We start from the raw sequence: 12,335 nt of genomic DNA on the forward strand, positions 1-12,335 counted from the left end.
GCTGAAACGAGGAAAATGATGCGTTTCCCGATGCGTTCCCTCGGCATCGTGCTGACCTCAGCGCTCGCTCTGACCGCCTGTTCGAGTGGAGGCGGTGACGACGACGCGACCACCGCCGCCGGCGCGGCCGGCTGCGCACCGTCCTCCGGCCCGGTCACCCTGAACTACACCACCTGGATCCCCGGGATCGAGAACGTGGTGAAGGTCTGGAACGCCGCGAACCCGAACATCCAGGTCAAGGTGCAGACCGGCCCGAACGGCAACGGCGGCACGTACCAGAACTTCTTCAACCAGCTGAAGGCCGGCAACGCGCCCGACCTCGGCCACATCGAGTACGACGCGCTGCCCAGCTTCCGGGTGCAGGACGGCCTGACCAACCTGGCCGGCTGCGCCGAGGTGACCGCGGCGAAGGACCAGTTCGTCGACTGGACCTGGGGACAGGTCACGTTCGGCGAGGAGAACTCGGTCTACGGCATCCCGCAGGACGCCGGCCCGATGGCGCTCTTCTACCGCAAGGACCTGTTCGAGAAGAACAACATCGGAGTGCCGGCCACCTGGGAGGAGTACGCCGCGGCGGCCGAGAAGGTGAAGGCCGCCGGTGGTTACATCACCAACTTCTCGCAGACCGACATCAACCAGTTCGCCGGCCTCTCCTGGCAGGCGGGTGGCCGCTGGTTCAGCAACGACGGCAGCAAGTGGACCGTGAACCTGGCCGACGAGAACACCACCAAGGTCGCGAACTACTGGCAGGGCCTGCTCGACAAGAAGCTGGTCTCGACGGTTCCGCCGTGGACCACCGAGTGGGACAACGCGTACAACACCAGCAAGGCCTGGACCTGGGTCTCCGCGGTGTGGGGCGCCAACTCGATCATGTCGGGCGCGCCGGACACCTCGGGCAAGTGGGCGGTCGCCCCGATGCCGCAGTGGACCTCCGGCGGCACCGTCGCCGGTAACTGGGGCGGCTCGGCCACCGCGGTCTTCAAGGGCTCGAAGCACCCCTACGAGGCGGCCAAGTTCGCTCTCTGGCTGAACACCTCCGAGGAGGCGCTGACCCTGCTCAACAAGGAGGCGCAGCTCTACCCGGCGACCAAGGCCGGCGCCTCGCTGCCCGCCCTGAAGCAGGGAGTCGAGTTCTACGGCGGTCAGCCGATCTACGATGTCTTCGCGCAGGCCTCCACCCAGGTCGCGTCCGACTTCGTCTGGGGACCGACGATGACCTCGACCTACACCACCGCCTCGGACGGCTTCAAGGCCGCCGTCTCCGGCAACGGCACCCTGCTCGACGCGCTGACGAAGGCGCAGACCTCGACCGTCGAGACTCTCAAGTCGCAGTCGATTCCGGTCGCCGAGTGACAGTGCTCCACCTCCGCGCCGCGGGCGCCAGCCTCGTGCTGGACGCCCGCGGTGGCGTTCCAACGATCATTCACTGGGGCTCGGACCTGGGCGGACTCGACGAGACGGCCCTCGTCGCCCTCGCCGACGCGTCCGTTCCTGCGGTGCCGCCCAGCTCGATCGACGTACCCCTGCAATGGTCTCTGTGGCCGGCGCTCGCGGACGGCTGGAGCGGGCGGCAGGCCGTGGAGGGCCACCGGCAGGGCGCTCCGGCGCCGGCTTTCCGCCTCGTCGAGCTCCACGATCAAGACCCGATTGCGAGGGTACGGGGGGAGAGCGCCGACGGTTCCCTCGGACTGACGACCGAGCTGGAGTTGTCCGCGGAAGGCGTCCTGCGCGTGCGGCACCGGCTGGTGAACCGGGGCGACACCGGCTTCGAGCTCGCCGGGCTGGACGTCCAGCTGCCGATCGGCGCGGACGCCGCCGAGCTGCTCGACTTCACCGGGCTCTGGGCGCACGAGCGGCAGCCGCAGCGAGCCCCGCTGCGGCACGGCGTCTGGAGCCGGGAGAGCCGGCACGGCCGTCCCGGTCACGACGACGCGTTCCTGCTGATGGCCGGCGTTCCCGGGTTCGGCTTCCGGCGCGGCCGGGTCTGGGCCGTGCATCTGGCGTGGAGCGGAGACAAGCGGCTCTTCGCGGAACGCTCGGCGCTCGGCCACAGCGCCCTCGGCGGCGGCGAACTGCTCGCGCCCGGCGAGATCCGGCTCGCGCCGGGGGAGTCCTACGAGACACCGTGGCTCGTCGCGGCCTTCTCGGAGACCGGCATCGACGGCCTTTCCGACCGCCTGCACCCGTGGATCCGCTCCCGTTCCGCGCTGCGCCTGCCGCGGCCGGTCGTGCTGAACACCTGGGAGGCGGTCTACTTCGACCACGACCTGCCGATCCTGGAAAACCTGGTGGACGCGGCCGCGGCCGCCGGGGTCGAGCGTTTCGTGCTGGACGACGGCTGGTTCACCGGCCGCCGCGACGACAAACGGGCGCTCGGCGACTGGTACGTGGACCCGGCCGTCTGGCCGGACGGCCTGCACCCGCTGATCTCCCGGGTGATCTCCGCCGGCATGGATTTCGGCCTGTGGGTCGAACCCGAGATGATCAGCCCGGACTCCGCACTGGCACGCGAACACCCGTCCTGGATCCTCGGCGGCGGCTCCGGGCCCACCTGGCGCTGGCAGCGCGTGCTCGACCTCGGCAACCCGGCCGCCTACGCGTACCTGCGGGACCGGCTCTCGGCGCTGCTCACCGAGTACCCGATCGCGTTCCTCAAGTGGGATCACAACCGCGACCTGCTGGTGCCCGGCACGTCACACCGGCAGACCCGCGCGCTGTACCGGCTCCTGGGGGAGTTGCGCTCCGCCTTCCCGCACGTGGAGATCGAGAGCTGCGCGTCCGGCGGCGCCCGGATCGACCTCGGCATCCTCGACCTGGTCGACCGTTTCTGGACATCGGACACGAACGACCCGCTCGACCGCCAGCGGATCCAGCGCTGGACGAGCGTGCTGATCCCGCCGGAGTACCTCGGCGGCCACCTCGGCGACGCCACCGCCCACGTCACCGGCCGCCATGCGGCGCTCGGCTTCCGGCTCGCCACGGCCCTGTTCGGCAGCGCCGGCATCGAATGGAACCTGACCACGGCATCCGGCGCCGACCGCGCGGTGATCGCCGGCTGGATCGCTCTCCACAAGCGTCTCCGCCCACTGCTGCACACCGGCACGGTGGTCCGCGCCGACGCCCCCGACCCGGCGTTCCGTGTGCACGGGGTGGTGTCACCGGACCGTTCGTCAGCGGTGTACGCCCTGGTGGCGGTCGGCTCACCGAGCGCGGCCCTGCCCCCGCCGATCCGGTTCCCCGGCCTGGACCCGGACCGGGCCTATACGGTCCGCCCGATCGGCACCCCACCGAAGGCGGTCCAGGACACCCCACCGGCGTGGCTGGCCGCCGGTTCGGTCACGCTGCCGGGCCGGGTGCTGGCGGAGGCCGGCCTGCCGGTCCCGCTGCTGGCCCCGGAGCAGGCCCTCCTCCTGGAGGTCAGCTGACGCCGCCACCCCAGCGTGCCGACCGCCGGCGACCGGTGGTGTTCACTCCGTCGCCTTGGGGTGGCCCGTGCTGGCGAGCTTCAGCCAGCACGTGCGGGTGTCATGGTCGACGAGGTACCAGATACGCCCACCGCCCGTGACTTCGTACTGCCACTGCGGCAACAATTTGCCGCCGTGTGTGTCGGTCGAGAGTTTGCCCTTGAGCTGGTGGTGACGGGCCGTCCCGGGGTGGGGGCACGGGTTGGTCTCCAGTGCCTGGTACGCGGCGCGCGTGTTCGCTGCCGCGACCCGGCATAGTTCCTCCCAGCCCTTGGCGGCGTCACCGGTTGCGAACTTCACCGTGTATCCGTCCGGCGGCGGGGGCGGTGCCGCGCGGTCTCCTCGTTTCGGCGTCACGGTCGTGGCACCACACCGAAGTCGCCCGTCGGTTCGCTGGACAACGCCTGATGCAGTTCGGGATCGGCATAGATCTCGGCGGTGTGCCGCCACTCGACCAATAGCTGGGAGATCGCAGCGGTGTTGCCCATCGCGGCGGCAGCCTCCGCGGTGGAGACGAATTCACCCGCAAGCTGTTCGCGGTCCTTATCCGGGAGAAAACGCACCCATGGAAGGACCGTCGGCAGCAGGTCACGGACAAGCTCCGGATTCTGGCGGCTCAACGTCGCCAGCAGGCGTGCGGTGATGTCGACGAGCTGCCCCTCGGCCTCGGCGCGGTCGGCGGACATCAGCACGAGATCGGCCGCGTCGCGCCGGCGTAGCCGCACGGCGCGGGATCGGAAGGCGCGCTCAGCGGTTTCGGCCGGCTGGCGCAGCAGTTCCGAGAACGGGACGGATTCGAGCGGAGCGGTGGTCACATGGCAACACTACGTCGCGGGATCGCCGAACTTCAACACTACTTATGAAGTCGGGTTGTCGTAGATGAGGCAGGTAGGGGCAGGGCGAGCGCGTCCATGGTCGGGAACTCTGCCGAGTGACGGGCCGTCCCGGTCTTGATCCAGCCCCACCGTTCGTACATCTGGCGGGCGGGGGCGTCGGTCCTCGCGGTGAGGATGGCGTACCGCTCGGGCCGTCCGTCCAGCAGCTGCCTCAGGAGCCGGTGGCCGATGCCCTGGAACCGCCACCGTTTGCGGACGACCAGTTCGATGACCGCGAATTTCGGAGCGGCGCGCAGATCGGCGGGAGGCTCGGTGAACTCGTCGCTTGCCCACCATGCGCCCTCGGCGATCGGTACGCCGAACGAGAAGCCGGCGATCTGCTGGTCGGCGATCGCGGCGAGGAAGCGGAATCCCTCCCGTGCCGCCTGCCGCGTGGTCCGGTCGATGAAGCCGGCGACGGATGACGGGGTGCCGCTGTTGTAGGGCGGCTCGGAATAGATCTCCGCGTAGATCTCGGCCAGCTCGTCGAGGCGTGAGATCACCTCGAAACCCGGCCAGGACGCGATGGTGAATGTCATGTGAGCACCTGCCGCCCGCCGGACCGATAGCGTCGCACCAGGTCACCGAACTCCCGGACGTCGGCGCGCCGGCGTTCGCCCCGGGGAACCGCGTCGGTGATCCGGTCGGCGACGGCGAGCACGAACACCTTCCACGTCGCCAGGTCGACACCGTCCAACGCGTCGCCCGCGTGCCGCAGCCCTTCGCTGATCTCGCCATTGAGGACGAGGCATCGGGCATGGTGCAGATTGATCTGGCAGCGGCTGACCTGTTTCGTGGTGGGGTACAGCTTCAACGCCGTCTTCTGGGCGCTGAACGCGTCGGTGGTGTGGCCGGTCATCGAGGACGTGAACGACCTCGCGTGATGCATGCGGTGTTCCGGCCATCCGAAGAACGAATCGCGAAGGCCGGTGACGGAACCGGGGAGGTTCTCGTAGGTCTCCGCGAGCGCTTCGAGGGCATCCTGCGCGTCGCGGTCCCGGCCCAACAGTGAAAGGACCTCGGCCTGGCTGCCCAGCAGTTCCGCCTTGCCGGCACTGGGCGCGCTGCTCCGGCACTCCGCTGTGGCCCGGTCGGCGAGGGCGGCGAGAACATCGAGCGGACGTTCCTGGTAGATCCCGGACATGATCTCGTGTCCGCTGACCCAGGGCCGGATCTTGTCATCCTGGGAGATGTCAGCGTACTTGCGCGCGAACCGCCACAGATGGCCCGCCTCCCGCGTGAATCCGAGGTTGGTACTGCAATACGCCATGAGTGCGGTGAGCTGAGCAGCGACAGCCGCCAGCGGCAGAGCGGCCGAGGTCCCGGCTCCCAGTTCCACTGACAGCTGACGTCTTACCGTGGCCTGATCGAGGCAGAGGTCGGTGAGCAGGGTTTCGTGCGGGGTGGTGAGGAAGGAGTAGCCGTACTCCCAGACCGTCTCCTCCCAATGATCAACGTCGGCTGGTGGCCGGGCGCGAACAGTCCTGCTGTCCGCAGGGTCCGGCAGGCCGGAACCGAAGGCGGTGCCGCCTGCGGCGGCGAGGGCGAGGAGGACCGTTCGACGAAGCACACCCATAGTGTTGTCCTGGTCGCTTTCGGTTGCCAGTGGTGCCGAATCCGGACCGGGACCAGCCGTCTTGATTTCAGCGATGCGGTGCCGGCGGATGAACCTCGCGATGTGGTCGTAGTCGTCGGCCAGCGCTCCGCCCGTCCCCAGAACCGCGTCGCAAGACTCCCAGAAGGCACGTCCGATGGACTGCCGGCCGATTTCGACGTTCGCGATCGTGCTACGCCCGTAGTGGATCCGGTCGTGGGCGGCGAGTGCCCTCTGGGTATAGCCGGCGGCTTTGCGATAGCCCGCCAGTCTCTGGCCGAGCAGCCGCCACTCCCCACTCGGGTCATAGGTCGCGTCAGGCGCCATCGGCGGCTCCCTCGGGCCGGGTCACGGCCGCCGCGCCTGCGACGATGTCGGGTAGCGCGACGTGTGCCGCGACTGTAGCCGACGATGCTGACATCGAGGTCCGCGAACCGGCTGTTCCGACAATCCGCCGACAATCTCGCGAAGCGGTGTGGACAGGCAGACGATCGACCGTCATCAACTACGCCGGAGGAAGCCTCGAAACGGACCTCGGCAAATGTCAGCGGTTTGTCGCAGGAAAGGTCGATTCATGGCCGACACAGGAACTGATGCTTCACCATCGCCGCCATGGACCACCAGCCGGACCCGAGCACCTACAACTGCCTGAGCTGCGCGAAGGAATGGCCGTGTGACCCGGCCAGGGAACATCTGAAGGCCACCACATCGGATCCGGTGCAGCTCGCGATGCGGCTCTGGGACGAACTCGAGGACGCGGCTCATGTGCTGGCGAATGAGCCGCCATCGGTGCTTTTCGAACGCTTTCTGAAATGGACCTGGTGAATGGAGAAAGCTATGGCTGACACGGATCGAGACCCGCTGCGGGACGCGGCTCAGCGGGTCGCCGACTGCTGGTCGCAGGGCGGATATGCCTTCGTCGAGGATGACCGGATCGACGGGCTCGCGACGACACTGCGGGCGTTTCTGCACGTGGCAGCGATCCCGATGAACGAGGGCGCCATCTCCGGTATGGATGTGAGGGGTGTGCCGCGCGCCTGAAGTCCCCAAGTAGGCACGGTGTCGGTACGGGAGCGCTGCGGAGTCCGTACAGCTCGGGCAGCGGCCTCCGGCTGTCGCGGCTGGTGGCAAGCGCGGCGGAAAGCGAGCTGCGCCGGCGGGTGAGCCGGAAGCCTGCCGCCGAAGTCAAGCCGGGGCTGGTCGTCCGACGGGTGTGACAGCTTGGTCAGGCGTCGAGGGGGAGCTCCAGGCGGGTGGCGCCGGTCAGGGTGAGGACGACCCGGGACCGGGTGCGGATCAGCCGCAGGATCACGTCCGTGCAGTTCGGGCAGCGGCCGACCGCGCCCGGCGCCGGGCCCCACACCCGCAGGGTCGCCACCGCGCCGGCGTGGCCGCAGCCGGCGCACGTGAAGACCGCGACTGTCGCGTCGGTTGCGAAGACCTCGGACAGGTCGCCGGCGAGCGCGTTCCCGTCGAGTTCCATCACGCGCCGCCGAAGCGTTCGGTGCGGACGCGTTTCGGGTCGTGGCCGAGCGCCACCAGGATGTCGGCGGCGGTCTCGACGAAGCCGGTCGGGCCGCAGACGTAGCAGTCCGGCTGGAAGTCCGGCGGCCAGCCGTGCGAGTTGATCGTCGCGACGTCGATCCGCTTCGGCGGGGAGGGCCAGCCGTCCGGGGTCTTCCGGGTGTAGACGAAATGCACGTCCAGGCCGGGATTCTCGCGTACCCGCAAGCGAAGCTCGTCCGCGTAAGCGGCGTCCTCCGGCGTGCGCACCGAATAGATCAGCCGGAACGGCTGGCGGCCGCGTGCCTCGCCGCGGGCGCGGATCATCGCCATCAGCGGCACGATGCCGGAGCCGCCGGCGATCAGCAGCACGGGCGCGGTCTGCTTCTCGCGCCAGACGAACCAGCCGCCCACCGGGCCGCGTAGCTCGATCTGGTCGCCGGGCTCGACCACGTCGGTCAGGTACGGCGACACCTCGCCGTCGTCGAGCCGCTGGATCGTCAGTTCGACGGTCCCCGGCGACGGCGCCCAGGCGGAGGCGATCGAGTAGCTGCGCTGCGCGGTGTACCCGTCCTCGGCGGTGAGCCGGACGTCGATGTGCTGGCCGGGCAGGTGGCCCGGCCAGTCCGGCACGTCGAGCACGAGGGTACGGGCCGACCCGGTCTCCCAGCGTGCCGCGGAAACCGTCGCGACCCGCCAGCTGATCCGGTTCTTCATGCCGTCAGTCGCCCTGGTAGCGCTGCTCACGCCACGGGTCGCCGTACATGTGGTAACCGCCGGTCTCCCAGAAGCCGGGCTCGTCGTCGTTCAGCATCTGCAGGCCGTTGATCCACTTCGCGGACTTCCAGAAGTAGAGGTGCGGCACGACGAGGCGGGCCGGGCCACCGTGTTCCGGGTGCAGCGGCTCGCCGTCGAACTCGTACACGATCCAGGCCTTGCCGTCGAGCAGGTCGTCGAGCGGCACGTTCGTGGTGTAGCCGCCGTAGCTGTGCGCCATCGTGTAGTCGGCGGCCGACTCGACGTCTTCGAAGAGGGTGTCCAGCGCGACGCCTTTCCACGTGGTGCCGAGCTTGGACCACTTGGTGACGCAGTGGATGTCGACCGTGAACTCCTCGGCCGGCAGGGCGGTGAACTCCTTCCAGTCCCAGGCGTGCTTCTCGCCGGTCTCGGTGGTGATCGTGAACTTCCACCGGTCCAGCGGGATGCGCGGGGTCGGCCCGGCGGAGAGCACCGGGAAGTCGTGAGTCAGGTACTGGCCGGGCGGCAGGCCGGGCAGCGACTCACGCCGCCGCCCGCCGAAACCGCGGGAGATGATGCCCATGACCTGAAGTAAACCGTATTCACATAGGGGAAAGGGTCATGCCTTCACCGTGCCGCTGGTCACGCCCGCGACGGGTTTGGTCCCGGCGACCACGACGCGGTAGGTTCCGCCGCTGACCAGGCCGGTCACCTTCCGGGTGGCGATCGAGCGGAACGTCCGCACGGTCTTCCACTTCTTGCTGACGTACCGCTGCACCGTCATGGTCTGCCCGGACGCGCCCGTCACCTTCACCGTGATCACGCCCTTCGTGCTGCGGACCGCGGTGACCTTGGCTTTCACCGTGTGGCTCGTGGTGGCCGAGGCCGCCGCGAAGTCCGTGGTCGACGGTGCGAAGAGGCGGGCCTTGTAGGTGGCGTCAGCGGTCCGGGTGAACGTGTAGGCGCCGGCCGCGTTCGTGGTCACCGGGGTGCAGGTCCAGGCCGCCCCGGCGACCGAGAGGCACGCCGAGACGCTCGCGCCGGCGAGCGGCTTGCCGGCCGAGGTGGCGGTGAACGTGGTGCTGGTCCGGGCGCCGTAGGTGACGGTCCGGGTGCTGACGTTCGCGGTGACGGACTGCCCGGCGGCGGCGATCGCGGCGGCCGCGTCGATCCGGCCGTTGCCGTAGGTGGTGTCGAACCCGGCGGCGCCCAGGTCGATCGCGGAGGCCTCGAGGATCTTCTCGATCTGGTCCGGGCCGAGTGCCGGCTGGTACGCCTTCAGCTGGGCGGCCACCGCGGCGACGTGCGGCGAGGCCATCGAGGTGCCGCTCATCGCGACGTACTCGCCGCCGGTCAGGGCGGTGGGGTAGGTGCTGACGATGGCGTCGCCGGGAGCGGCGACGTCGACGTAGCCGCCGGCGTTGGAGAAGGACGCGTACGTGTCGGCGGAGGTCGTCGCGGCGACCGCGATCACTCCGGGATAGGCGGCCGGGTAGCTCACCGGGCTGCCCTTCTGCCGCTCGTTGCCGGCGGCGGCGATCACCGTGACGCCCTTGCCACGGGCGTAGGCGACAGCGTCGGCCAGCGCGTCCAGCTTCCCGGTGGAGCCGAGCGACAGGTTGATCACGTCGGCGCCGTGGTCGGCGGCCCAGAGAATGCCCGCGGCGACGTCGGACATGTATCCGGCGCCCTTGGCGTCGAAGACGCGCACCGGCAGGATCTCGGCGTCCGGGGCGACACCGGAGATCCCGATGTCGTTGCCGGTGGCCGCGCCGATGATGCCGGCCACGTGGGTGCCGTGCCCGTTGCCGTCGGTGGTGCCGCCGGCAACCTTGTTGATCATGTCGTAGCCGGGGAGAACCTTGCCGGCGAGGTCCGGGTGGCGCGCGTCCACCCCGGTGTCGATCACCGCGACGGTGACGCCGGCGCCCGCCGACCTCGCCCACGCCGTGGTCGCCTTGACCTTCGGCAGCGCCCACTGCCGGGACCGGTACGGGTCCGACCCGGCGACCCGGACGTCGACGTCGAGCTGCGCGTTCGGCAGTTCGGCCAGCAGCTCGGCGGTCTCCCGCCGGTCGGTGGCCTCGTGGACGGCCACGACCGGGCGGCCGGACGCGTCCACGCTGGTGCCCACGACCCGGGCCGGGTGCGCCTCGCTGACGGTCGCCGGCACGCCCGCGTAGGAGATTCCGGGCATGGCTGCCGCGCCCAGGCCCGCGGCCAGGGAGATGGCCAGGGTGCCGGTGAGAAACCGCACGTGAACCCGCCTTCCGCTCGTCTGTCCGACCTTTGGCCGGGTTACCACCACGGTCCGTGGCGGCGAGTGCGTCCCGGGCAGCGCGCTGGTGCGGTTGGGGTGCGGTTCATAGACTCGGGATCATGCCGTTGACTGGTGAATATCTGCCGAGCACGTCCGACTGGGCGCGCAAGCAGGCCGAGAAGTACGAAGAGACCAATGGCGCACAGGCCAATGACATCCAGGGAATGCCGATCGTCGTGCTCAGCTCGATCGGCGCGAAGACCGGCGCACTGCGCAAGACCGCGCTGATGCGGGTCGAGCACGACGGGGAGTACGCGGTCGTCGGCTCGCTCGGCGGCGCCCCGAAGAACCCGGTCTGGGTCTACAACATCCGCAAGAACCCGCACGTCGAGCTCCAGGACGGCGAGGTGAAACGCGACTACACGGTCCGCGAGCTGGAGGGCGAGGAACGCGAGATCTGGTGGGAGCGGTCGGTCGCCGCCTACCCGCCGTACGCCGACTACCAGAAGAAGACCGACCGGCTGATCCCCGTGTTCCTGCTGACTCCGGCCTGACCGAGCTCCTGAGCGAAAGCGGATGCCCGTGCGTCACTCAGCGTGGATCATGAGCTGATGGATTCCCCCCATCAGCTTCCGGTGAGCGGGCAGGTCGACGATGGCGACCGGCTGGTGGACATCGTCGACCTGATCGCCCTGGACCCCTTCGTCTCCGGCCGTGAGCCGTACGGCCGGACCACGCACCTGGACAACGTCCGCCCCGAGGCGGCGCTCGCCCTGCCCGACGCGACGGTGCTCCGGGACGCGGTCGAGGAGGACGGCCACAACCGGATCAGTGTCGGCGACGGCTGGACGCTGCACGTGATGCGCTGGAAGCAGAGCCGCCGCGCCCGGGTCACGATCACCGCGACCACCGCCGAGCTGGCCGAGAAACTGCTCGGCGAGGCCGTGGCGGACGCGGTCGAGGAGCCGCCGCCCGATGCCGGGACGGTCCCGATCGGGTTCTGGCACTTCGGGCCGCACGGCCCGCGGCGCAGCGAACGCCAGATCGACGCCGAGCCCTGGACGCGGATCCGCCGCAACTACGCCGCCCCGGTCGCGCAGACCCTGGAACGGCTGATGGACCTCGACGAGACGTCGATCACCGGCCGGATCCTGCTGCTGCACGGCGAGCCCGGCACCGGCAAGACCACCGCGCTGCGGGCACTCGCCCAGCAGTGGCGGTCCTGGTGCCAGGTGGACTGTGTGCTGGACCCGGAACGGCTCTTCGCCGACCCGGCGTACCTGATGAGCGTGGCCCTCGGCAGCGGCGAGGACGACGAGCCGAAGTGGCGGCTGCTGATGCTCGAGGACTGCGACGAGCTGATCCGCGGCGAGGCCAAGGCGAGCGCCGGGCAGGCACTGTCGCGCCTGCTCAACCTCACCGACGGGATGCTCGGACAGGGCCGCAACGCGCTGATCGGGATCACCACGAACGAGGACCTGGCGACCCTGCACCCCGCCGTGATCCGGCCGGGGCGGTGCCTCGCCAGCATCGAGGTGGGCCGGCTGCCGTACCCGGAGGCCGTCGCCTGGCTGGGCTCGCCCGCCGGGATCTCCCCGGACGGCGCCACGCTCGCCGAGCTTTACGCCCTGAAGACCGGCGCCCAGCCGGTCACGGTGCCCAAGCAGTCCACCCGGATCGGCATGTACCTCTGAGGTCGACGAGCTCGCGCGGCTCCGCCGATCCGGCGCCCGGATGCCGGCACACCAGGTGAGGATCCGGGGTAGTCCGGCTGCGAGGGGCGGCCGCGTCACCCCGGGCTAGCCGCAATGCCGGGTAGTTAAGGATCCGGGCTGGTCGTCAAGGCTGGTCCGGCGAGGACCGTGAGGCTGATGGTGGCCTTGTAGGTTCGGCGGTCGATG

The 12,335-nt window shown here is 69.8% G+C and carries 14 protein-coding genes; 6 read left to right on the plus strand and 8 right to left on the minus strand.

What is annotated here, in order from left to right; genetic code table 11:
* Positions 1-15 precede the first annotated feature (15 nt).
* Both AB0F72_RS02265 and AB0F72_RS02270 read left to right on the plus strand, forming a co-directional pair.
* Positions 16-1,353 (plus strand): extracellular solute-binding protein, encoded by a 1,338-nt coding sequence (locus AB0F72_RS02265; RefSeq protein ID WP_360423728.1) that lies wholly within the window; start codon positions 16-18, stop codon positions 1,351-1,353.
* Positions 1,350-3,425 (plus strand): alpha-galactosidase, encoded by a 2,076-nt coding sequence (locus AB0F72_RS02270; RefSeq protein WP_360423731.1) that lies wholly within the window; start codon positions 1,350-1,352, stop codon positions 3,423-3,425. The genes AB0F72_RS02265 and AB0F72_RS02270 overlap by 4 nt, the downstream gene beginning before the upstream one ends.
* A gap of 42 nt (positions 3,426-3,467) precedes the next feature.
* Here AB0F72_RS02270 and AB0F72_RS02275 read toward each other — a convergent pair whose 3' ends face one another.
* From AB0F72_RS02275 to AB0F72_RS02290, 4 genes are read right to left on the minus strand one after another with little or no spacing between them, the layout of a single operon-like run.
* Complete coding sequence (locus tag AB0F72_RS02275; RefSeq protein ID WP_360423734.1) at positions 3,468-3,764, minus strand: hypothetical protein; 297 nt, start codon at positions 3,762-3,764, stop codon at positions 3,468-3,470.
* A gap of 53 nt (positions 3,765-3,817) precedes the next feature.
* Positions 3,818-4,279 (minus strand): hypothetical protein, encoded by a 462-nt coding sequence (locus AB0F72_RS02280; RefSeq protein WP_360423737.1) that lies wholly within the window; start codon positions 4,277-4,279, stop codon positions 3,818-3,820.
* A gap of 38 nt (positions 4,280-4,317) precedes the next feature.
* The gene (locus AB0F72_RS02285; protein WP_360423740.1) at positions 4,318-4,878 is read right to left on the minus strand and encodes a GNAT family N-acetyltransferase; all 561 of its coding nucleotides are present in this window, start codon (positions 4,876-4,878) and stop codon (positions 4,318-4,320) included.
* Entirely contained in the window at positions 4,875-6,260 is a 1,386-nt protein-coding gene (locus AB0F72_RS02290; RefSeq protein ID WP_360423743.1) for a helix-turn-helix transcriptional regulator, read from the minus strand. Before AB0F72_RS02290 ends, AB0F72_RS02285 begins: the two co-directional genes overlap by 4 nt.
* 285 nt (positions 6,261-6,545) lie before the next feature.
* Between AB0F72_RS02290 and AB0F72_RS02295 the strand changes: the two genes are divergently transcribed.
* Together AB0F72_RS02295 and AB0F72_RS02300 are read left to right on the plus strand one after the other, a co-directional pair.
* Positions 6,546-6,758 carry a hypothetical protein gene (locus AB0F72_RS02295; RefSeq protein ID WP_360423746.1) on the plus strand — a complete coding sequence of 71 codons (213 nt, stop codon included), beginning with the start codon at positions 6,546-6,548 and terminating at the stop codon, positions 6,756-6,758.
* A 12-nt stretch (positions 6,759-6,770) separates the two neighbouring features.
* Positions 6,771-6,974: a hypothetical protein gene (locus tag AB0F72_RS02300; RefSeq protein WP_360423749.1), complete on the plus strand. Its 204-nt coding sequence runs from the start codon at positions 6,771-6,773 to the stop codon at positions 6,972-6,974.
* 184 nt (positions 6,975-7,158) lie between these two features.
* Here the strand turns inward: AB0F72_RS02300 and AB0F72_RS02305 are convergent, their stop codons facing one another.
* From AB0F72_RS02305 to AB0F72_RS02320, 4 genes are read right to left on the minus strand one after another with little or no spacing between them, the layout of a single operon-like run.
* Entirely contained in the window at positions 7,159-7,416 is a 258-nt protein-coding gene (locus tag AB0F72_RS02305; protein WP_360423752.1) for a DUF6510 family protein, read from the minus strand.
* A complete protein-coding gene (locus tag AB0F72_RS02310) occupies positions 7,416-8,153 on the minus strand; it encodes a ferredoxin reductase (RefSeq protein ID WP_360423754.1) in 738 nt (245 codons plus the stop codon). The genes AB0F72_RS02305 and AB0F72_RS02310 overlap by 1 nt, the downstream gene beginning before the upstream one ends.
* Before the next feature lie 4 nt (positions 8,154-8,157).
* The gene (locus tag AB0F72_RS02315; protein WP_360423757.1) at positions 8,158-8,757 is read right to left on the minus strand and encodes a sulfite oxidase-like oxidoreductase; all 600 of its coding nucleotides are present in this window, start codon (positions 8,755-8,757) and stop codon (positions 8,158-8,160) included.
* A 36-nt stretch (positions 8,758-8,793) separates the two neighbouring features.
* Entirely contained in the window at positions 8,794-10,431 is a 1,638-nt protein-coding gene (locus AB0F72_RS02320) for a S8 family peptidase (RefSeq protein WP_360423760.1), read from the minus strand.
* A 122-nt stretch (positions 10,432-10,553) separates the two neighbouring features.
* Between AB0F72_RS02320 and AB0F72_RS02325 the strand changes: the two genes are divergently transcribed.
* Positions 10,554-10,988 (plus strand): nitroreductase family deazaflavin-dependent oxidoreductase, encoded by a 435-nt coding sequence (locus AB0F72_RS02325; protein WP_360423763.1) that lies wholly within the window; start codon positions 10,554-10,556, stop codon positions 10,986-10,988.
* Positions 10,989-11,045: 57 nt separating this feature from the next.
* Positions 11,046-12,128, plus strand: coding sequence for a DUF5925 domain-containing protein (locus tag AB0F72_RS02330; RefSeq protein WP_360423766.1), 1,083 nt, complete (start codon positions 11,046-11,048; stop codon positions 12,126-12,128).
* The last annotated feature ends 207 nt before the right edge of the window (positions 12,129-12,335 follow it).

The sequence above is a fragment of the Actinoplanes sp. NPDC023936 genome (assembly GCF_040639325.1).
In the GTDB taxonomy this organism is placed as follows: domain Bacteria; phylum Actinomycetota; class Actinomycetes; order Mycobacteriales; family Micromonosporaceae; genus Actinoplanes.